Below are 21,058 nucleotides of genomic sequence, written 5' to 3' on the forward strand. Positions count from 1 at the left end.
AGCGAAGCGGAGGAGCGGAGGAGCGGAGGAGGGAAGAACTGGGACCTCCAGCGCCGCGAACCCGCCGGAGCGAAGCGGAGGCAATCAAACACAGTACAGTTGGGTCAATCATGTTGGTACTGGCTGTCGACACCGCGACCCCTGCCGTCACGGCGGGACTGGTGGAACTGGATCCGGCGGAGGCCGGTAGCACACCTCGAACAACCACGATCGCCACTCGGGTGACCGTGGACGCCCGCGCGCACAATGAGGTGCTGACCCCGCAGATTCTCGCCTGCCTCGCCGAATCCGGGCGGGCCCGCGGCGAGATCGACGCGGTCGTGGTCGGGGTCGGTCCCGGACCGTTCACCGGGCTGCGGGTCGGTATGGCCACCGCCGCCGCCTTCGGGGACGCGCTCGGCATACCGGTGCACGGGGTGTGCAGCCTGGACGCCATCGCCGCCGATACCGAGAGCTACCTCGCCGAGGCGCAGGATCCGGTCGAACTGCTGGTCGTCACCGATGCCCGTCGCCGCGAGGTGTACTGGGCCCGCTATCGCGCCCTGTCGGCGGAGAACCCGCGCGGCCGGGTCGCCGGTCCGGAGGTGTGCAAACCCGCCGACCTGGACACCAGCAGCGCCACCGTGATCGCGGGCTCGGCCTCGCATGTGGACTACTTCGATCTGCCGGTGCTGCCGGTGGAGACGCCCTCCCCGGCGGGGCTGGTGCGCTGCGCCGCCCGCGACCTGCTCTCCGGTGCGACGCCGGACCCGCTCACCCCGCTCTACCTGCGTCGGCCCGATGCCGTGGAACGCAGCTACGCGCAGGTGAGTCGATGATCCGCGTCGAACCGATGCGGCCTTCCGATATTCCTCGCTGCGTCGAACTGGAAAAGCTGCTGTTTCCCGAGGACGACCCCTGGCACGAGGTCGCCTTCCGCTCCGAACTCGCCGGACCGCACAACCGCTACATCGTCGCCCGCGACGGCGACGGCCGTATGGTCGGCTACGCGGGTATCGCGCTGCTGGGCAATCCGGAGTACCCGGAGGCCGAGGTGCACACCATCGGCGTCGACCCCGGACAGCAGGGGCTCGGCATTGGCACCGCCCTGCTGGAAGCCCTGCTCGGTGAGGCCGGGCGGCGCGGCGGACCGGTCTTCCTGGAGGTGCGCACCGACAACGCCGCCGCCATCGCGCTGTACGAGAAGCACGGATTCCACATCATCGGCCTGCGCAAGAACTACTACCAGCCCAGTGGCGCGGACGCGTACACCATGCGCCGACCCGCCATGACCGGCTTCCCGCGGCCGCAGGACACAGAGGTCTTCTCATGATCGTGATGGGTATCGAAAGCTCCTGTGACGAAACGGGAGTCGGCATCGTCCGCTGGCTGCCCGACGGGAGCTGCGAACTGCTCGCCGACGAGGTGGCCTCCAGCGTCGACCAGCACGCGCGTTTCGGCGGCGTGGTGCCGGAGATCGCGTCGCGCGCGCATCTCGAGGCCATCGTGCCCGCCATGCGCCGGGCGTTGGCGGCGGCCGGGGTGGACCGGCCGGACGCCCTCGCGGTGACCATCGGACCCGGCCTCGCCGGTGCCCTGCTGGTCGGGGTGGCGGCCGCGAAAGCCTATGCGGCGGCGTGGGATATCCCCTTCTACGCGCTCAACCACCTGGGCGGCCACGTCGCGGTGGACACCCTCGAACACGGGCCCATGCCGCCATGCGTGGCGCTGCTCGTCTCCGGCGGGCACACACACCTGCTGCACGTGACCGATCTGGCCGACCCCATCGCGGAACTGGGCAGCACCGTCGACGATGCCGCCGGGGAAGCCTTCGACAAGGTGGCGCGACTGCTCGGGCTCGGCTATCCGGGCGGTCCGGTGCTGGATCGCATTGCGGCGGAGGGTGATCCGCACGCCATCGCCTTTCCGCGCGGCATGACGGGGCCGCGCGATCCACGCTACGACTTCTCGTTCTCCGGACTGAAGACCGCTGTCGCGCGCTATGTCGAAGCGGCGCAACGGGAGAACCGCGAACTGCCGATCCCCGATATCGCCGCGTCCTTCCAGGAGGCCGTGGCGGATGTGCTCACCATGAAGGCCGTGCGTGCCGCCCAGGACGTCGGCGTCGACACCATCGTGCTCGGCGGCGGCGCGACCGCCAACTCCCGCATCCGTTCGCTGGCCGAAGAGCGTTGCGCCGCGGCCGGTCTCACGCTCCGCGTGCCGAAACCGCGGTTGTGCACCGACAACGGCGTCATGATCGCCACCCTGGGCGCGCACGTGATCGCCGGGGGCGCGCGGCCCTCCGAGCTCACCGTGGCGACCGACCCGGGCCTGTCGGTGGCGACCAGCCAACTCTGACGCCCGCCTGCCCCCAGTCGTCTGGGCAGGGGATCTGCTGTCTGGGAGCGTGATTCCGGCACCGATACCGTGCGATCTACGTGGGTGTCGAGGCGTCGGGAGTTCGGGATGTGGTTCAAACGTGTGCTGGCGGCCGTGCTGGCGGGTGGGGCGCTGGCGCTGCCGGGACTGTTGGGGTCGCCGACCGCGCCCGGTGATATGCCGGGCGAGCGGGCGGTGGAAATTCACGTCGGGCGGTGAGGCGGCCGTACGGAATCCGGCGACCAGGTGATAGCCGCCACGGACTACCGCGCTCAGTGGCTGGATTCGGCGCGCTCGGAATTGGATTCGGCGCGCTGAGGATTTGATTCGGCGCGCTCAGGACTGGATTCGAGCGGAGCGGTGACGCTGCCTCCGCCCGCGGAGCCCGAGTTGGATCGCGGGATCCGCGGCGCGGCGGGCGTGGTGGGAGCCGTCGTGCTCGGGCTGTTGGTGCTCGGGCCGGTCGGGTTCGGGCTCGTCTCGCTCGGATGGGGTTCCTCCGTCGGGCTGACGGGGGTGCCGAGGAACGGGCCGAGGATACGGGGGAGTTCGGCCGGGAAGGGGATCTGCGGCAGACCCGGATCCGGGCGCAGCGGCGGGGGCGATTGCGCGGGCGTGGTGGGCGTCGGCCGCGGACCGGTGGAGGTGGTGGGGTCGTCCGTATCCGGTGCGGTCGTCGGAGTGGCCGGGGCGGGCCCGGTGCTGTCGCGGTTCTGCGTCATGGGGGCGGTGCCCGGCGCGGTGGTCGTCGGCGTCGTGGTGTCCAGCTGTTCGCCGCTGGTGGTGCCGACCGGGGAGTAGTCGCGGTCCTCGGGGACGAGTTCCTTTACGCCGTAACCGATGACCAGGCCGACCACCACGATCGCCCCGGCCAGCGTGCCCACCAGTTTGGTGAAGGTGCCGACCGGCGCGTCGGTGCCGCGGCCGATCACGGTGAGCGCCGTCGGCTGCGCCGAATCCGCCACCAGCGCGGCACCTTTCGCGATGGCCGCCTCCGGCTCCGGCACGGTGCACACCGGCACGTCGAGCTGTTCCTCGAGCTCCCGCACCACGGCCGGGACGTTCGCGCCGCCGCCGATCACCGCCACGCACTGCGGAAACTTCGGGGCCCGCGCGAAGACGCCGCGCGCGAACACCGCGAGTTCACGCAGCAGATCGGCGATGAGTTCGTCGAAATCCTTGCGGGTGAGCTTGAGCGGCTGCCCGGCCACATGGTCGATGGTCACGGCCTGGGCGATGGCCAGATGCTCCTTGGCGGCCCGGCTGCGGTTGAGCAGCATGCCGCGATTGGGGCGGGTGCCGCGGCGCGCCAGATGGCAGTCCAGCAGATGCTGCAGGATCAGCTCGTCGATGGCGTTACCGCTGATGGCCGTGGTGCGTTCGGAGCGGAGCACGGTGTCGTCGGCCTGATCGGCCACCGTGACCGTGGCCCCGGACGCGCCGAGATCGATGATGGCGATCGTCTCGTAGCGCTCCAGCATGCCGGTGTGCCGCAGGTAGGCGAGCGCCGCACCGGATTCCGGGATGAGCCGAACGTCGCGACGCTGCCGCCCGATGGCCGAGCGGATGGTCTGCGCCTGCTCCCGGTCGCGGTAGGCCACCGCGATATCGCCGGGCGGGGTGTGGTCGCCGTGCCGGGTGGCCGAGAGTGCGTGCCCACGGGATGGACGATGTCGCGGGACAGCTGATGCGTCGTCATCAACTCGATCGAGGACGCCACGAGATCGCCGAGATCGGAGTGCGCCGTATCCGCCGTGACGACCCGGTAGTCGAAGTGCAGGACGCCGTTGGGAGCGGTGGCGACCGTCGCCGAGCACACCACTTCACTCCCGGCCGAGATGCCGAGGGATGTTCGCATGTTCACCTCCCTTCGAGCGGATGGTCCTGGTGTCGCCGACCATCTCGAACGGACTGCGGAGCCGTCGCGTGGATGGCGAGCGACCCCGAGCTACGGATCCGGCCGAGTCCGTGTCCGATGGGGCATCGGATCCAGCCGTCGATCACTTGCGGTCTTGCTCTCGTCTCAGGTTTCTGCGCGTCGCCGCGCAGGGGGTGAAGCACTCTGTAGATCTCGCCGGAACGCGGGATGGGGCCGTACCGTGCCCCTCTCGAGGCCGTGCGGTGCCCTTGTCTCGCGACCGTCGTCAATAATGTCACGATCCGTTATCCGAACGTTACAGATTTTCGTTTTTCTTTGGAAGACCTCAGATTCCTCGGCCCGTGGCTCGGTGTGTCGCGTTTGCGCTGGGCTGGCGTCCAGTCGGCTACCCGGCGGTTGGCGACCGGTAGCAGAGCCCAGCCTTGAGCGCTGGCACTCGCGTGTATAGAGTGCTAGTTGGCACTCGCGCTTGTGCTTCGAGTGTCGGCTTTGACTACTGAGCAGGGGCTCCGGCACCCGCGACGACGGCGCCGTGCTCGGCGGTCAACAACGTGACCGAAACCGTGAGTCCGGGGAACCGCCCCGGGCGAAGAAGAATCCCCTGAAAGTGGAGGGCTCAACGTGGCGAGCGTGAACATCAAGCCGCTCGAGGACAAGATCCTCGTCCAGGCCAACGAGGCCGAGACGACGACCGCCTCCGGCCTGGTCATCCCCGACACGGCGAAGGAGAAGCCCCAGGAGGGCACCGTCATCGCCGTCGGCCCGGGTCGGTGGGACGACGAGGGTGAGAAGCGGATTCCGCTGGACGTCAAGGAAGGCGACGTCGTCATCTACAGCAAGTACGGCGGCACCGAGATCAAGTACAACGGCGAGGAGTACCTGATCCTGTCGGCGCGCGATCTGCTGGCCGTCGTCACCAAGTAACGCCCAACTCTCCGGGGCCCCGCAGGGCTCGCCCCTGAACCCCGAGCGTTGCCGCCCCGGTGTCGCAGCTGGTCACCAGCCACCGACCCGGGGCGGAGTGCGTTCGAGCCCGAGTTCCCTTCGGCGGCTCGGGCATTGGACCCGACAGACCCCACCCGACTTCCCTTCGGGGGCGCGGGGGCCCGGCCCCCGACGCCTCCGGACCCACAGGAGTAGGAACACATGGCAAAGCAGATCGAGTTCGACGAGAAGGCTCGTCGGGCTATGGAGCGCGGCGTCGACAAGCTGGCCGACGCCGTCAAGGTCACCCTGGGCCCGCGCGGCCGGCACGTGGTGCTGGCCAAGGCGTTCGGCGGCCCGACCGTCACCAACGACGGCGTGACCATCGCCCGCGACATCGACCTCGAGGACCCGTTCGAGAACCTGGGCGCGCAGCTGGTCAAGAGCGTCGCCACCAAGACCAACGATGTCGCCGGTGACGGCACCACCACCGCCACCGTGCTGGCCCAGGCCCTCATCAAGGGCGGCCTGAAGAACATCGCCGCGGGCGCCAACCCGATGGTGCTCGGCAAGGGCATGGAGAAGGCCGCCGCGGTCGTCTCCGAGGCGCTGCTGGCCGCCGCCACCCCCGTGACCGACGAGAAGTCCATCGCGCAGGTCGCCACCGTGTCCTCGCGGGACGAGGAGATCGGCGAGCTGGTCGGCAAGGCGCTCACCACCGTCGGCAAGGACGGCGTGGTCACCATCGAGGAGTCCTCCTCGCTGCAGACCGAGGTCGTCATCACCGAGGGCGTGCAGTTCGACAAGGGCTACCTGTCGCCGTACTTCGCCACCGATCCGGAGACCCAGCAGGCCGTCTTCGAGGACGCCTGGATCCTGTTGAACCGCGAGAAGATCAGCTCGCTGCCGGATCTGCTGCCGCTGCTGGAGAAGATCGCCGAGTCCGGCAAGCCGCTCGTCATCATCGCCGAGGACGTCGAGGGCGAGGCGCTGTCCACCCTGGTGGTCAACGCGATCCGCAAGACCCTCAAGGCCGTCGCGGTCAAGGCGCCGTTCTTCGGCGACCGCCGCAAGGCGTTCCTGGACGACCTGGCCATCGTCACCGGCGGCACCGTGGTCAACCCCGAGCTGGGCATCAACCTGCGTGAGGCCGGGCTCGAGGTGCTGGGCAAGGCCCGCCGCGTGGTCGTCACCAAGGACGAGACCACCATCGTCGAGGGTGCGGGCACCCAGGACGCCGTGGACGCGCGCGTCGCCCAGCTGCGCAAGGAGATCGAGCACACCGACTCCGACTGGGACCGCGAGAAGCTCGAGGAGCGGCTGGCCAAGCTGGCCGGCGGCGTCGCGGTGATCCGGGTCGGCGCGGCCACCGAGACCGAGCTCAAGGAGCGCAAGTACCGCGTCGAGGACGCGGTCTCCTCCGCCAAGGCCGCGGTCGCCGAGGGCATCGTCTCCGGCGGCGGTTCGGCGCTGGTGCAGGCGTCCACCAAGCTGGTCGAGCTGAAGGACTCGCTCTCCGGTGACGAGGCGGTCGGCGTCGAGGTCGTGCGCCAGGCGCTGCTGTCCCCGCTGTACTGGATCGCCAGCAACGCGGGCGTGGACGGCGCGGTCGTGGTCGCCAAGGTCTCCGAGGGCAAGGAGGGCTTCAACGCCGCCACCCTGACCTACGGCGATCTGGTGACCGAGGGCGTCGTGGACCCGGTCAAGGTGACCCGTTCCGCCGTCGAGAACGCCACCTCCGTGGCGCGCATGGTGCTCACCACCGAGAGCGCTGTTGTCGAGCGTGTAAGCCAGGACGAGGACGAGCACGCCCACGGGCACGGACACCAGCACTGATGTAGCGCACAGCTGGAAGCCCTCTGGTCAAGGATCAGGGGGCTTCTGCGTGTTGGGTTTAGCTGATGGCTATGCAAGCTCTCAAACCCGTACAGGGCCGGAGAGCCGCTATGACCCCCGGTCCTGGAATGTGGGGTAGGGGGATACCCCCTGGGTATTCCCTTGCCATGCCGACAAGCCGTGCGGTCTGAGAGCATTCACCGGTGACCTCTTTGCTCTGGCTTGCAAACGGACCGGCGACTGACGTGAACGCGGGCACCATCGGCTGGAATGACCTATTCCCGTTCGCGGCGACAGCTCTCGCTGCCGTTCTCGGCCTGGTCGGCGTTCTGGTCACATCCCTGATCAATCGACGCAGCGCGGTGCGGCCAAGCGCCTACGAACGATTGGACAAGTTGCTGAAGGCTCGCAGTGACTGGCCCGACGACCTCGAAGGCCGCGACATAGTGGACCGCACCATCCGATACCTGCTTCTCGACATCCGCAACCAGGAGCATGTCTGGTATGCAACTTCGACGGGCGCTCTGGCCGCAGCAGAATACCGATACATGAGGACCCGGAGGCTACTCGGCTACGTCCTGCGGGCAGTACAGATCACCGGAACGATGTGGGGCATCATCGCGGCGACCTGGCTTGCCGTCATAGCCGTCCTTCTTGTCCAACGTTGGGGCGACAATCTCCGCTTGCCCGAACTCGAGTCCGGCCCGCTGTTCGTTGTGCTACCTGCTGTTGTGCCCTGCGCGCTGGTGATATGGAGCCTCATCGTTGCGACCTCGCTGGGGCGTGCCAGCAAGGAACTGGCGCGTCTCGATTCCGAGGCTGCTTGAACAGCACGTCTGGACCCACGCCCACCAATGTCCGTTGTCTCGTAAACGTTCGATTGTTGCGACTGAGACGAGCATCCCGCCGACTGCGGGCGGTCCAGGCGAAACAAGATCTCCAACTGTCTTGAAAACCCGTCTCATAACCTCTAGTCTCAAAACCTTCAGAACGACGGGATAGTGAGACAGGAACCGAAACCGTGGCACTCATCGGATACGCCCGAGTCAGCACCACCGACCAAGACCCTCAGCTACAGCTGAACGCACTCGACGCTGCCGGGTGCGAGCGGATCTTCACCGACCATGGCGTGTCCGGAGCCAAAGCGGAACGTCCCGAGTTGGATAAGTGCCTGGATCATCTTCGTAAGGGCGATGTGCTCACGGTGTGGAAGCTGGATCGGCTGGGGCGTAACACGGTTCACGTTCTTCAGCTCATCGAGCAACTGACAGAACGCGGGATCGGCTTCCGCAGCGTCACCGAGGGACTGACCACCGAGGGGGTCATGGGTAAGGCCATGCTCACGGTGATGATGGCGTTCGCCGAACTGGAGCGAAACGTGATGATCGAACGGACGCGGGCCGGTTTGGCCGCAGCAGCGGCTAACGGCCGTAAGGGTGGCCGTCCTCGTAAGGTCAACGACGCCGACGCGGCTAAGGCCAAGGATCTGCGAGCCAAGGGCATCAGCGCCCCGGACATCGCTCGGATGCTCGGATGCTCCCGAGCGACGGTCTACCGGTACCTGAGCGAGCAGTGATCCGACCACTACGACAAGCCCCGGCGAAAACCGGGGCTATTTTCGTTTCTAAGCCACGAAAACCAGTTTGGGCATACCCAAGTATGGTCAAGCCGGTAGAATCGCGTCATACGCGATCAGACGCCAGAGAGCTTCGCAGACATCCGAGCCCAGATTTCCGAGATCGCACAGGCGCTCGACGGTATCGCGCGTGGTTTCGCTAGCGCCCAGTCCCGGCAAGACGAACTTATCGAAATGGCCACAGAGGTTCTGTCTCGTCTCACCGCAGACCAGTAGACCGCGTTTCAAGCGCTTTACGGATCAACGCACGCGCTGAATCACCGGTCACTGACTGGCTTGCAAGAGTGTCGAACGCACGACCGTATAGTGCGATCTCCCTGGGTTGGGTGATTGTGATACTGGCCGTATGTCCTTCGACCTTGACCATGCGATTGTCGAACATAAAGAAGTTCTCGACAACCACCAAGCCTTCTGCGGTACGCGGCACGATACCGAGAGAAATCCTGGACATCCCGATAACCGAGTACAACCTATCGAGCTGACCAATCATAACCTGATCATCCCCGAACGTCGTATATAGAGCCTGCTCCGCCAGTAGGATATGGAACCTCTTACCTTGCTGATAGAGGATGCGTTGCCGTTCCATTCTCTTCGAAACGGCTTCGTCCAGATCATCGGGGATCTCGTAGAAGGCAATGATATTCCGCATGATCGCTGAAGCGTAGTCGGCAGTCTGGAGAAGACCCGAAACTATGGCAGGCTCCCAGTTGCGAATCAATGTCGCTTGCGATTCAAGCCTTAGCGTCTGCTGCTGCCTGCGCTTCATCCCTGTACCGAGTGCTTGTCTCCACTCGACATAGGCAGAGTCGATGTTGTGCAGAGTAGCTAGCAGGTCTTCTAGCTGGTCGTTCGCTCCCGTGTGCCGACAGTAGGAGCGGATGTCAGTATCCGAAGGGCGGATAACCCCGTACTCAATCTTGCTGACCTTGCTCTCATGCCACCCAGAGAGGCGGGCAAGCTCCCGGCCGGTCACTCCGGCACGACGGCGAATCTCCCGGAGCCTTTTACCGAGAGCTTCCCGCGCCTCCTGTACTGAATTAGTCACTGGTGCGACATCACCCGGGTGTATTCGGGGTACGGAGTTGCCAAAGACCAGAGACGATCCCTGACACCCCGGCAGTAAGAAACGATCTTAGGGTCGGCGGTCACAGCCGAGCCGCCAACCGCGCGACCGTCCTTATCGGAGAGATTGAAAACTACGGTTTTGTTGTCGATCAACCACCAGTCATCGGGAGGGACTTCCCCGGCAAGATGACGGGGAAGATAGCGGATATCTTCACCAGCCTCAGTATTGAGAGCAGTTAACGCGAGCAACCAGCGTTGGTAATCGGTGTGAGGGACCGTAACCACTCGGACTCGACTGACAGACACTCCACGTGTCGTCAACTCCTGCACAAAGTCGTACCAGTCCTGAAACCATGCCCGAAGGTCGAAAGGCTCGTTATTAAGGAACCGCTGAAGCGGCTCATCCTCAGATGGAACCCCGTATGAGTCTCTAACCTCCAGATGGAATGCCTCATGCCGACATTCCCGCAGTAGTTCAGTTGTCGGCCGGAATTCCACCGAAATAAGTCCTCTCCATCTTCGGTACCTCGATAGCGGTTTCGTAATCTTCCATATTCAGTTGTTCGATCGTTTCACGGTCTGTCACCGGTTGGCCAGTGAGGGTGAAGGTACCCCGGCCGGTATCGGTCAGCGGTGCACCGATGAATGTCCGGGGTTCGGCGAAGCCAAGCAAGAGGTGGGGGATTTCGATGGTTTCCGGTTGGCCGGTCTTCCAACCAACCAACAGGTAGTTGCCCTCATCCGTGGCGCAGAGCGCGGGACAGCCATCCTTGCCTGATCCGCCCTTGCCGAGTACTCGATAGCCCATGACGTTGCCTCCTGTTAAGCGCTGTGCAAGGTCTTGCACCAGCACAGATCCATGTTCCCGCGAAGTGTCGATTTCCGTGGCTGATCCCATCGTTTCCTGCAAGTCCTTGCAAAGTCGTAGACCGTCCTAGCAGCCGCTTCGTAGCGTCTGGTCAGGCGTTCGGGGGCGGTGCAGTCGTCCCGCTCCCGGTCGCCGACCACCGACGAACCAAGGGGAGCGAGATGGCTAGGCACAGCAGGCTCGGAGAGTTCCCCGGCGGCGTACTCGAGATCAACGCCTACGACGACGACCCGGTAGACGGTCATCCGGGGGTGTATCTGGAGATCTACCACGCTGCCGACGACGCACAGCGAGGAACCGAGATGCTCTACCAGGCAACAGCAATCGGGTATCTGCGGACCGATATCAGCGGTGTGGCCCAATTCTGGGACGAGAGCCAGATTCGGAAGTTGGCCGCTCGGCTCGGCTACGACTTCGCCGACATGATCGTCTACGACCCGAAATTCGGTCGTCCACCACTGGCACGGCTGAAGGCCCAAGCCACCCGGCTCGACGCCGAAGCGGTCATCGTCCCCGGCCCCGAGCACTTCGAGGGCGGACAGGTACCCGGATCGCTGGTGCGCCAAGTGGACGTGATCACCGTGACACCGGAAGAAACCTACGCGCGGCGCGCTATGCCACCGTTGCCGGATCTGCCGCCCGGCAAGGCGAATGGAGCCTGAACAAACTAACTCCGACGCTCGGGAATCCGAAGGGAGGCGAACGCTTGGACGGACCTTAGCGGCGTAGACCGTCGCCCCTTCTGCACTTCACCGAAACCCCCGGCAACGCTTGCAACCGCGCCGGGGGCTTCGCCCTTCGATGGGAGGTCTACCCAGTGAGCTGGGATCTCGTATTGACGTTCTTGTGGGTCTTCCCGCTGTCGTTCGCCTTGACGATGCTCACCGTGGGACTGTGCATGACGGTCGTGGTGAAGGCACACGGCTACCCGCTCCGCAGCCTGCTCGACGTATTCCGACGACAATCCCCCTCCCCCGGGTGTCGGGGGGATATTGGCCCGTATGCCTGAGAGTGGGCCACGCAGGGGTGGGGAGGGGCATACCCCCACCCCCTAGGACACACCGAGATGCGACACACCACAGCGGACATGCATGGACCAACCACAACCCGAGATCACGCTGTACACGGGTCAGAGCATGCCCAGCTCGTTCGGCAGTCCGAACTGACGCAGTAGAAGCTGTTCATCCTCCCAGCGTCGGCGTTCGTCCGACTGCTGCTGATCGTGCTCTTGCTGAAGCGCCGCGATCTCATCATCGGTCAACGCGGGTGGCTCCACGGGTGCGGGTGGAGCCTGAGCCTCGATACGAGTCCCGTCCGGAAGCTCCCACCACTGCTCACCGGTCAACCGGTCCCATCGAGGCCGAATCTTCTGCCACTGCCGGAACTCATCCCACCGCTGTTCTTCGTTCCGGTACTGATCCTCACGGTAAGCGCAGACCTCAACGCCACCAAGCTCCAGCGCTAACCGGTCGGCCAACTCAGCAACGTTGTCCGCTGGTACATACCGACCATCAATCTCCGCCAGCAGGTAGACCTCAGTTAGACGGTCCAAGGTTCTCTTGATCGAGTCCTGACGAGATCCCACGTGATCGGCCAGCGCTCGGGCTGTCGTGAGCCCAGCGCACACCAGATCCAACAACTGACCATGACGACCATCCAACCCAAGACCTTCGGGGGTCTTGGGTGAACTCCATACCGGGTGAAGGGGGTCTACCCCTTCACCACTAGAACCATCTTCATTATTAGATAGATAGTTATTCTCCCTTACTAGTAATGGAGAAAGTATGTGGGTGGTGTCGTCCGCCCGCAGGAACGGGCGACGCATGGTGAACTCACCCTGCTTCACGGTTTCCACCCGCCCAGCGGCCTGGAGACGCTTCAACGACGCCTCTACCGTCTCCCTGGTCACCCCAGCACGAACCGCGAGCTTCCGCGTACTCAGCGGCGTCTCCATCCTGCCGAAGTCCATGCAGGCATCCACCAGAGCGAGGAACACCCTCCGATCGGAAGCCCCCGACTTCCCCGGCCACGCAGCCAACCGCGCACGGGTCCGCATTATCAACAGTTCTTCGGCCGCCAACGGTCCCAGATGCGTCCATCCGATTGGCCCGTCTCCGGCTCGCCGTATCGCTGACCTCACCGCGGATCGCACCCACGAGCTGTCAACGCCGCCGGAATACTCGTACGCCTCCGTCAGCTCATGCTCCGGGTCCTCGCCAAGCAAGTCGCACAACCGCGCCACCGGCAGCGCGTACCGGGTGAACACGCTGTTTCGCTGCCCGTCGCCAGCAGCAACGATCTGGGCCAACAGTGCATCCAACCGTTGACGAGCTTCGGTGGGCTTCATCTCGGGCATGTCCGAGTCGTCAACCTCGACCAGGGTCCGTCCCTCGACCGCCGCCAACAGCTCAGGCGTCGCCGAATTCACGGAGACATCCCGCACCACCGTGTAGGTCCGCATCACACCATCGGACCCTCGAGCCCGTGACCCCGGCAGCATCGCGAACGCCGCAACCTCGATCATCGGAGCGCCTTCAGCGTTGCTCACCAGGGCTCTGCCACTACCGATCCTGAACCCGTCCGGCAGTGTGTAGATCAACTGTGCCCCGAGCCGCCCGTTCTCACCGGGCGAGACGGTCTGAATCGTCCGAGTCATGGTGCTACCCGGAAACCGTTCGGCCATCAGATCCAGCGAACCACCGTGTTTCGCGTCGATATCCACCACCAGCAGGCCACCCGTACCGTTCCGTACGGCAGCGTTCCCGGTCAGCTCATCCCGCCGCGTCCGGGAGTCCTCAACCGTCCAATCACCCGCGCCCCGACGAAGCTTCTTCTGCCCCCGCTGGCACGGGACCACCACACAACCACGGTCCAGGTAGAAATCCAGGTGAGCGGCCGTACCGCTCGCCGCTTGCTCTGTCACAGCGCTAATCCCAGTCCTCATCAAAGTCGCCCGGCCCGTAGGCGAACTCGTCCTCGATCTTCTCCCGACGCAACGCCTGCCGCTCCGCCGCAGCAGCCAACAGGGCCTCCGACGTGTACACCCACACGCCCTCTACCGGCTGAATCCACATGTACCCCGCTGCCGGGGCAGGCATCACCTCGGAGTCCGCATCCGAGAACACCATGCCCTGAATGCCGTTGCGCTCCATCGCCTGAAGGCCACCACGAACCCTCTGAGCCGTCCCACCGGGCTTCAACCCGGAAATAAGATCATTCAGGTTCCCCAGGTCGATGTACAGGGTCTTGTCGTCGCGCTTGAATCGCGCCCGAACGCCCATGGACCTGAGCCAGACATTCCGGGCCGTGAGGTCCTGCCGGCTCCACCAGTCGCCGAACAGTTCTCCGGTGGGGAGCAGTTTCCAGCCAGCGGGTACCACTGCTTCAGAGGACAGCTGTGCTTGCCTTTCCGCCAGGCTGGCGATCCTGGCATCGAGTTTGGCGCGCTGCGGTGTGCCTGCTCGGAACGCGCCTACACCGAGTTGACTGGTCAGGTCTACCAATTCGTCGTTGATATCGGCGAGTTCGGCGGAATGGTCCTCACCCGCATCCCAGACGCGCTCCAGCCGTTCGGAGGAGCCGAGCAGAGCGAGAATGGTCCGCTCCACCTGTGCATCGGCCTGATCGGCCCGAATCGTGCGGTTCCCGCACTTGTACGCCCTGGTCATCGTGCGGCACCGGTACCGGGGAAACTGGCTGTGACTACCACCGTTGAACTTGTACACCGGCTCATCGCAAGTGCCCGAGCATCCCTCGGGGCACTCGTGGCCTTGCTGCTTATGCAGGCATGGGTTTCCGCAGGAGATGACCCCCAGCAGCAGTGAACTGGTGCGTTTGTTCGGCTCACCTCGTTTTGCCCGGCTGGACAGCTCCGCCGCTACGCGGTCGTAGATCTCTCGGGACAAGATCGGTTCGGACCGGACGACTGGGGAGCCGTCGTCGTTTCGGACAGCAGCCCCGCCCGACACGGCGTGCCCGAGCATGGCTTCGCTGAGCAGTGATCGTTTCAGCTGGGTCACGCTCCATTCGCGGCCCTTGATCTCGCGTCCACGCTGTTTGGCGAAGTTGTCCTTGGGAGTCAGGATGCCGCGTCGGGTCAGATCGTGAGCGATCTTTTGAAGCGGTTCCCCTTCGATCACACGGCGAGCAACCTCGTTGATGACGTCGGCTTGTTCCTTGTCCCTGACCAACCGCCACTCTCCGGTGTCGTTACTCGGGACATACCCCCATGGGGGTGTTGATCCTCGATAGCGGCCCGCCTGGATGTTGTGGCGGGCGGCGGAGGCGTTGCGCTCGGAGATTCCGGCCAGTTCCATCTCGGCAACAGTGCCGATAAGAGCGATCAACACGGCGGAGAACGGCAGCGACGTGTCAAAGTGCGCTTCGGTGGCGGACACCACCAGTTTCTTGTGGTCGTCGGCCCATGCCACCAGCTTCTGAAGGTGGCGAACCGACCGGGTCAACCGGTCTACCCGGTACACGACGATGACCTCGAATGGCACGGGTTCGCCGTTGTCGTCCAAGTGCTCGCCATGGAGCCAGCGCGCCAGGTGCGGGCGCTTCTTCCGGTCGAACGGGTCCACAGCACCGGATACGTCCAGGTCTTCGGCGACGCCGACGACTTCATAGCCGCGCTTCTCACAGATGGCGCGGCACTCTGCGAGCTGGCGCTCTGGTGACGTCGTGGCATCGGTGACCTTGCTTAATCTGATTACGATCAGTGCCCTGGGAGGCGATTCCGGCATGGCTTATATCCAACACCACCGAGAGCGCCGTGGTCGACAAGCCGGCCGAGGAAGAGCCCGCGAACGGCCACCACGGCCACGCGCACTGAGCGTGACCCGCGTGCACTGAGCACGTGCTGACAGACCGAGGCCCCCGAGACGGAAATGTCTCGGGGGCCTCGTCGTCGCTACACCGGGAAATTCAGGGTTCGACCGAGGTCGAGGGGCCTGTGCCTGTCGGATGACCACTCCCGGTGGTCTGGACCCATCGGTGAGCCGGAGCGGACCGGGCGGATGACCTGTTCGGGGGACAGCCGGATCAGTCGTTGACGGCGTGGTTGCGGCCGTTGCCGTTGCGGGTGGCGGTGCGGGCGAGGGAGATGACGGTCGCGGGGGCCTGGTCGGCGGCGATCGCGTTCAGGACGCGGTCACGGAGAGCGGCGGGTGGTGCGGTGGCCGAGGCGGCTGCGAACAGCGCCAGGGCCTCGCGTGTCTGCTGCACTTCGAGGGTGAAGTCCGCGCGCAGCGCCGGGTCGCCGGCATCCAATAGCCGCTGCACTGCGCGCTGATCTTCGTCGCCGATCGATCCGAGCGCGACAGTGTGCGCGAGATCGATCTGGCTTTCGTTCATCTCACGTCACTCCCAAACTTTTCTTGAGTCTCGTCAGTCCGTCCCGAATACGGGACTTAACGGTAGGTAACCCTACGCCCAGATAGGCCGCTACCTCGGCATACGTCCGTCCGCCGAAGTATGCGAGGGAGATCGCCTCCCGCTGGGTCTCCGTCAGTGTGGCCAGTCCCTGCAGAACCGCCTGCTGTTCCAGCCGTCGGCCTACTTCTTCGGTGACCTCATCGAATTCGTTACCGAGGGTGCTGGTTCCGTAGGCGACCTCGCGCTGGGCATGGGCCTGTTCGGCGCGGACGCGATCGACCGCACGACGATGGGCGAGGGTCATGAGCCAGGTAACGGCCGAACCCTTCGCCGGATCGAAATTCGCCGCCGTGCGCCAGATCTGGAGGTAGACCTCCTGTGTGGTCTCCTCGGCGTAGCCGGGATCGTGCAGCACCCGTAGGACGAGCCCGAATACCCGCGCGCTGGTGCGGTCGTACAGCTCGGCGAACGCCTGCTGATCCGACTGCCCGCAGCGTTCGAGAAGTGCGGCGAGTTCAAGGCTTTCGGCTGCGCGAGCCGTCACCGCAGAGTCCACGCGGGGTGGGATGGCGCTCTGGAAGGAGTCGCCCTCTGCGGCCGGCGGCCGCGTTGTCACAACGCTCCGTTCTGTGTCATCGGCCACTACCGTAGCGTGCCGCTATGACCTCCTCTCGGTGGGGGTGGAGGCAAAATGGCTGTCGCCCAGCGTTTTTCGGACAATTCGCCCAACTCGCACTTCGACTTTCGATGACACGCCGTGAGCGTTGAGCACAACCCGTCCGCGCTCGGCAGTGGCCGGTTGTTTGCTAGGAATTCGAGGCACCGCGGCGCGCGGATGGGAAAGAATCCGAAGTCACACGGTGTGCACAGCCGTCACAGGACGCTGCGTTCGCCTCACGCGACAACACGTCGCCGATTGCGGCGCGCGTGCATCTCTCGTTCCGTTTCCGACATTCCGCCCCAGATGCCGTAGGGCTCGCTGACCTTCAGTGCGTGCGAGCGGCACTGCATGAGGACCGGGCAGGCGCGGCAGATCTCCTTGGCCCGCATCTCGCGCTGGGCGCGGGCGCGGCCGCGCTCGCCGTCGGGATGGAAGAACACCGACGAATCCTGCCCGCGGCAGGATCCCCGCATCTGCCAGTCCCAGACGTCCGCGTTCGGACCAGGGAGGTGGGTCGGCATAGGCATGTGAACTCCTCAGGTGCGAGCTCGTCGGCATTGTCGAGCGGGTGCTGGTGTGGCATAGGGCCGCATCACAATTCTTCGCGCGGCGCCGATGGCGGCGATGTCGTACGTTAGGACGAACAATGAAATGGCGTCAATAGCCTCACTCGCTCTATTGGGAATACCAGCACATTCGAGAATTAACGTGCTTGCTATTTACAAAGAGCCGGTCTGCGGCGATACTGATCGGTTGCCCAGGTGTCGGACGGGGTGCAGACATGGCCCCGAAGGTGATAAAGCAGCAGCTCACGGCGTATTTTTCGTTACGGTGAGCAACGTTGCGGTGTCATGTGCACATGTGGCTATGGGTGATCTCAGCCATTGCGGGCCGCTTTATGGGTGGGGGCGAGATGGCCGCTTCGAGGCTGCCAGGTTAATAATGCGATACGCATACGAATTCCATACGAACGTGCTGGGGGATTGCGAGCACAGATTTACCCAACGGAAACAGAGCGAGCCCTTCGAATGCTGAGAGTTAGCTGTGGGAATGTGCTATGTCGGGCATCGGCGGACCCGCTCGGCTGCACCGATAGAGTGCGGCCGTGCCTGTGCTCGAAGTGAACTCCGTACTCGCCGAATCCGCTTTCGGCGGTACTCCGGAACGCGCTGCCACCGGGTTGCCGGTTCCCGCCAGCGCGACCGAATCCTGGTTGCGCGCGGTGGCGCTCTCCGGCGTCGGGCACTACGCGGCGGCCCGCGCCGAACTGGCCCGCACCCGGCGGCTCACCCGGGACCCGATCCTGCGCTCCCACACCCTCAGCACCGAAGCCTCGTTCCTGCGCCAGCTCGGCTGGCACGCCCTGGCCGCCACGATGGACGGCCGCGCCGCCAACCTGGTCCTGCCCGATGCGGACCCGGCCGACCGCGGCGCGGGCGGCCCTTCGGGCGATGACCGCACACCGACGGACGCGGCGCGTCACGAGGCGGTTTGCGACGCGTTGACCGGTTTGGCCGCCGATGCCCTCGGCACCGGCCGCCCGGAGCTCGCCGCCCGGCTGCTGCGACGTAGCCGCCGCCACCTCGATGCTCTGCCCGCCGACTACGAGGCCGCCTGGCGGCCCCGGATCCGCCTGCACTGGGTCAGCGCCGAAACCGCCCTGTACACCCCCGGCGCGGGCCTCATCGCACCTCCCGAACCGATTGCGGCCACCCCGGCGGCCCGGCCGGACGCCGCTGCTCGACTGCCGGTGATGTCATCCCGCATGGATGCGGGACACGGTGGTTCGGGAGGTGAGTCCACCGCCGCCGAACGTAAGCATCCCGGCCCGAGGCGATCCACCCCCCGGGCCGGCTCCGCCCTGCCGCACGCTCCCGCGCGCGGCGAGCATCTCGACCCAGTGCACACCGATCCCTCGTCAGCGCACGCCGCGCCCGTCGTGGCGCATGCCGACCTCGCCCTCGCGCACGCCGATCCCGCCCTGGCGCACGCGGAGGCGGCCCTGGCATTGGCGGAGCGGTCGCCGTCGGTGCGGCACCGGGTGAAATCGGGTCTGCTCGTGGCCGCCGCGACGGCCGCGGGAGGTGATGTCGATCGCGCTCGGGAGTTGGCCGAAAATGTCGCTGGGCAGAGTCGGATTTTCGGGTTGCTGCCGCTGCGATGGGCCTGCGCAATGCTGCTGTCGGGCCTGGATTCGGCCGGTGGCGGGGCGGATGAGGCGGCGGTGTGCGCGGCGTTGCTGGCCGCCCGGGGTGGGCGATTGCGAATGGCCGCCTGACATCTGAACCTCGCCCGCGAGTGACCCCGATCTCGCGCCGCCCGCTATTGTTGGACCGTTCCGCCCCCTCGCGGAAGCACGTGCCCAAGGCTGACGTGCCACTTCGTAACGCCAGGAACAGCTCTGACGATGAAGAACACGGGTGAGGAGTTGGACCCCGCCGTCGTCGCTGCCGCAGCGCAGGGCGACCGGTCTGCCCTTTCCCAGGTACTGGAGAGCATCCGCCCACTGGTGGTCAAGTACTGCCGTGCGCGAATCGGAGCCGCCGAACGCGGTCAGCTTTCCGCGGACGACGTGGCTCAGGAGGTATGTCTGGCCGTCATGACCGCCCTGCCCAGGTATCAGGATCAGGGCAGACCGTTCATGGCCTTCGTGTATGGCATCGCCTCCCACAAAGTCGCCGACGCCCATCGCAACGCCGCCCGTAACAAGGCGGACGCCATGGCCGAAGTACCGGATGTCATATCCACCGACCAGGGGCCGGAGCAGCGAGCTCTCGAATCCGAAACCAGTCGCCAGATGAACAAGCTGCTGGCGACGCTTCCGGAGAAGCATCGAGAGATTCTGATCCTGCGCTTGGTCATGGGTTTGTCAGCTGAAGAAACCGCGACCGCCGTGGGCAGTACGGCGGGCGCTATACGAGTCGCCCAGCATCGGGCACTCGCGAAACTCAAGTCACAAGTGGCGAGGGCAGGTGAAATGTATGGCTAGGGATGGCGAGCGCGGTCGGGGCGACTGGAAGGCGCGATCTGGATCGCAAAACAGCGGTCCCTACGCCGAGGCGTCCGGTGACACCGGGCCGGTGGACATCGCGGCGGTACGCCGTGATGACGAGCTGATCGAGGCCATTGCCGGTGACGGCGCGGTCCAGACCAGCAGCGCGGACGAGTATCAGCTCGCGGCGCTACTGGCCAACTGGCGGGCCGAGATCGTCAACGAGCCGATGCCGGCCGGACCGGACCTGGATGCCATCGTCGCCGCGGTGAACCAGGAGGTCGGCGCCAAACAGGCGCGGATCGCGGCCTCGGGTAGCAGGCGACTACGGCTGGTTCGTCCCATCGCCGGTGCGGCGGCCGCCGTGGCCCTGATCATGGGCGGTCTGACGGCGTTCTCCTACGGCGCCGAGCCGGGCGACGCACTGTGGCCTTTCAAGGAGGTCGTGTTCTCCGAACAGGCCCAGACCACCGTGGTGAACCGGGCCGGCAACGATATGGCGCAGGCGCAGCAGTTGATCGACGAGGGCAAGCCCGAGGCAGCCAAGGTGCTGCTCGAGCGCGCCGAGGGCAATGTCGGCCAGGTCGACGACAGCGTCAAGAAGGACGATCTGCGGCAGCAGTGGGAGCGGCTGGTGGCGCAGCTGCAGGAGCGGGCCCCGGAAATCGCGGCCTCGCTGCTACCCAGCACCACCAAGGCGGCCGAACCCGGCGGATCGCAGCCGACGACCAAGCCGGGTGGCAATGCCACCACGGCACCGGTCGCGCCGGATGCCTCGGTGACCACCGAACCGTCGGTGGATCCCCGGATCCTGTCCACCCAGCCGAATACCGGCGGTACGACGGAGCCGAGCGATTCCGCGACGACTCCGGACGGACCGACCACCGATCCGACGGTGCCGAGCACGGAGCCGTCGGACCCGGCGACGGAGCCGACGGTGCCGCCGACGACGGTCCCGACCGCACAGCCCACCACCACGGTGGTGGTGCCCACCGGTCTGCCGCAGCAGCCGACACTGCCGCCCACCGGTGGCGGGATCTCGGGGCTGCCGTCGGTGCCGGGCACGGAGGTGGTGCCGACGGGCGGCGGGCTCGTCCCGCCGACTCAGCTGCCCACCGCTCCGGGCGGCATCCGCTGAGCGCTGGCCGCCGACACCGCGCTGGCCGCTGGACAATCCGGTCGCTGCTGATCCGGCCACTGACAATCCGATAGGGGATCCGAGCCGATAGGGGAATCCGAGCCGTTCGCGGTGGGGATCCACAGGGGCTCACAACGCCGGACCGCCCGTCCGGCGGTTCGATCACGCACCATCCGATCGCCGACCGGCGGTCGGCTTTTCGTATCCGCGCCTCGCCGCTCCTGCGAAACGATGTGGGCCCGCGCCATTCCCGAGTGGGAGGCGCGGACCCACACCTGTATTCAGTCGTTCCGGTGCACGGCCGGAGTGCCCGCGTCGATCG

21 protein-coding genes are annotated in these 21,058 nt (G+C 65.7%); 12 read left to right on the forward strand and 9 right to left on the reverse strand.

What is annotated here, in order from left to right:
- Positions 1-110 precede the first annotated feature (110 nt).
- From tsaB to ON31_RS37750, 4 genes are all read left to right on the forward strand, one after another.
- Entirely contained in the window at positions 111-818 is a 708-nt protein-coding gene (gene tsaB, locus ON31_RS05815; protein ID WP_039810066.1) for a tRNA (adenosine(37)-N6)-threonylcarbamoyltransferase complex dimerization subunit type 1 TsaB, read from the forward strand.
- Positions 815-1,312, forward strand: a complete 498-nt coding sequence (gene rimI, locus ON31_RS05820) for a ribosomal protein S18-alanine N-acetyltransferase (protein ID WP_039810068.1) — start codon at positions 815-817, stop codon at positions 1,310-1,312. Before tsaB ends, rimI begins: the two co-directional genes overlap by 4 nt.
- On the forward strand, positions 1,309-2,340 hold the full coding sequence (gene tsaD / locus ON31_RS05825; protein WP_029923770.1) for a tRNA (adenosine(37)-N6)-threonylcarbamoyltransferase complex transferase subunit TsaD: 1,032 nt from the start codon (positions 1,309-1,311) through the stop codon (positions 2,338-2,340). The genes rimI and tsaD overlap by 4 nt, the downstream gene beginning before the upstream one ends.
- A gap of 108 nt (positions 2,341-2,448) precedes the next feature.
- Entirely contained in the window at positions 2,449-2,580 is a 132-nt protein-coding gene (locus ON31_RS37750) for a hypothetical protein (protein WP_255056107.1), read from the forward strand.
- A 53-nt stretch (positions 2,581-2,633) separates the two neighbouring features.
- Here the strand turns inward: ON31_RS37750 and ON31_RS05830 are convergent, their stop codons facing one another.
- Positions 2,634-3,962: a DUF7159 family protein gene (locus ON31_RS05830; RefSeq protein WP_063821436.1), complete on the reverse strand. Its 1,329-nt coding sequence runs from the start codon at positions 3,960-3,962 to the stop codon at positions 2,634-2,636.
- A gap of 899 nt (positions 3,963-4,861) precedes the next feature.
- On the opposite strand from ON31_RS05830, the gene groES reads away from it, so the two are divergent.
- From groES to ON31_RS05850, 4 genes are all read left to right on the forward strand, one after another.
- Complete coding sequence (gene groES / locus ON31_RS05835; RefSeq protein WP_029923772.1) at positions 4,862-5,164, forward strand: co-chaperone GroES; 303 nt, start codon at positions 4,862-4,864, stop codon at positions 5,162-5,164.
- Between the two features lie 222 nt (positions 5,165-5,386).
- A complete protein-coding gene (gene groL / locus ON31_RS05840) occupies positions 5,387-7,000 on the forward strand; it encodes a chaperonin GroEL (protein ID WP_039810073.1) in 1,614 nt (537 codons plus the stop codon).
- 203 nt (positions 7,001-7,203) lie between these two features.
- Positions 7,204-7,827, forward strand: a complete 624-nt coding sequence (locus tag ON31_RS05845) for a hypothetical protein (RefSeq protein ID WP_147287050.1) — start codon at positions 7,204-7,206, stop codon at positions 7,825-7,827.
- Between the two features lie 194 nt (positions 7,828-8,021).
- Positions 8,022-8,576: a recombinase family protein gene (locus tag ON31_RS05850; RefSeq protein ID WP_039810080.1), complete on the forward strand. Its 555-nt coding sequence runs from the start codon at positions 8,022-8,024 to the stop codon at positions 8,574-8,576.
- Positions 8,577-8,835: 259 nt separating this feature from the next.
- Here ON31_RS05850 and ON31_RS05855 read toward each other — a convergent pair whose 3' ends face one another.
- Genes ON31_RS05855 through ON31_RS05860 form a run of 3 tightly spaced genes read right to left on the reverse strand, consistent with a single transcriptional unit; the run spans position 8,836 to position 10,554 of the window.
- The gene (locus ON31_RS05855) at positions 8,836-9,681 is read right to left on the reverse strand and encodes a helix-turn-helix domain-containing protein (protein ID WP_051036905.1); all 846 of its coding nucleotides are present in this window, start codon (positions 9,679-9,681) and stop codon (positions 8,836-8,838) included.
- Positions 9,678-10,199: a DUF6879 family protein gene (locus tag ON31_RS38510; RefSeq protein ID WP_370450401.1), complete on the reverse strand. Its 522-nt coding sequence runs from the start codon at positions 10,197-10,199 to the stop codon at positions 9,678-9,680. Before ON31_RS38510 ends, ON31_RS05855 begins: the two co-directional genes overlap by 4 nt.
- Complete coding sequence (locus tag ON31_RS05860) at positions 10,177-10,554, reverse strand: hypothetical protein (protein ID WP_255221997.1); 378 nt, start codon at positions 10,552-10,554, stop codon at positions 10,177-10,179. The genes ON31_RS38510 and ON31_RS05860 overlap by 23 nt, the downstream gene beginning before the upstream one ends.
- Before the next feature lie 176 nt (positions 10,555-10,730).
- Between ON31_RS05860 and ON31_RS05865 the strand changes: the two genes are divergently transcribed.
- Positions 10,731-11,231: a hypothetical protein gene (locus ON31_RS05865; protein ID WP_255221998.1), complete on the forward strand. Its 501-nt coding sequence runs from the start codon at positions 10,731-10,733 to the stop codon at positions 11,229-11,231.
- A 467-nt stretch (positions 11,232-11,698) separates the two neighbouring features.
- On the opposite strand, the gene ON31_RS05875 is transcribed toward ON31_RS05865, so the two are convergent.
- The 5 genes from ON31_RS05875 to ON31_RS05895 form a co-directional block, all read right to left on the reverse strand.
- Positions 11,699-13,492: a bifunctional DNA primase/polymerase gene (locus ON31_RS05875; protein ID WP_157533600.1), complete on the reverse strand. Its 1,794-nt coding sequence runs from the start codon at positions 13,490-13,492 to the stop codon at positions 11,699-11,701.
- A 4-nt stretch (positions 13,493-13,496) separates the two neighbouring features.
- A complete protein-coding gene (locus ON31_RS05880; RefSeq protein ID WP_063821437.1) occupies positions 13,497-15,314 on the reverse strand; it encodes a recombinase family protein in 1,818 nt (605 codons plus the stop codon).
- Positions 15,315-15,612: 298 nt separating this feature from the next.
- The gene (locus ON31_RS05885; protein WP_228809962.1) at positions 15,613-15,924 is read right to left on the reverse strand and encodes an RskA family anti-sigma factor; all 312 of its coding nucleotides are present in this window, start codon (positions 15,922-15,924) and stop codon (positions 15,613-15,615) included.
- A 1-nt stretch (position 15,925) separates the two neighbouring features.
- The gene (locus ON31_RS05890) at positions 15,926-16,501 is read right to left on the reverse strand and encodes a sigma-70 family RNA polymerase sigma factor (RefSeq protein WP_029923775.1); all 576 of its coding nucleotides are present in this window, start codon (positions 16,499-16,501) and stop codon (positions 15,926-15,928) included.
- 338 nt (positions 16,502-16,839) lie between these two features.
- Positions 16,840-17,133 (reverse strand): WhiB family transcriptional regulator, encoded by a 294-nt coding sequence (locus ON31_RS05895; RefSeq protein WP_029923776.1) that lies wholly within the window; start codon positions 17,131-17,133, stop codon positions 16,840-16,842.
- Positions 17,134-17,711: 578 nt separating this feature from the next.
- Between ON31_RS05895 and ON31_RS34490 the strand changes: the two genes are divergently transcribed.
- The 3 genes from ON31_RS34490 (at position 17,712) to ON31_RS05915 (ending at position 20,736) form a co-directional block, all read left to right on the forward strand.
- Positions 17,712-18,884 (forward strand): hypothetical protein, encoded by a 1,173-nt coding sequence (locus ON31_RS34490; protein WP_147287051.1) that lies wholly within the window; start codon positions 17,712-17,714, stop codon positions 18,882-18,884.
- 129 nt (positions 18,885-19,013) lie between these two features.
- Positions 19,014-19,595 carry a sigma-70 family RNA polymerase sigma factor gene (locus ON31_RS05910; RefSeq protein WP_029923778.1) on the forward strand — a complete coding sequence of 194 codons (582 nt, stop codon included), beginning with the start codon at positions 19,014-19,016 and terminating at the stop codon, positions 19,593-19,595.
- Positions 19,588-20,736 (forward strand): anti-sigma-D factor RsdA, encoded by a 1,149-nt coding sequence (locus ON31_RS05915; RefSeq protein ID WP_039810092.1) that lies wholly within the window; start codon positions 19,588-19,590, stop codon positions 20,734-20,736. The genes ON31_RS05910 and ON31_RS05915 overlap by 8 nt, the downstream gene beginning before the upstream one ends.
- Positions 20,737-21,058 lie beyond the last annotated feature (322 nt).

Source organism: Nocardia otitidiscaviarum NBRC 14405 (genome assembly GCF_000308635.1).
GTDB classification, from domain to species: Bacteria; Actinomycetota; Actinomycetes; order Mycobacteriales; family Mycobacteriaceae; genus Nocardia; species Nocardia otitidiscaviarum.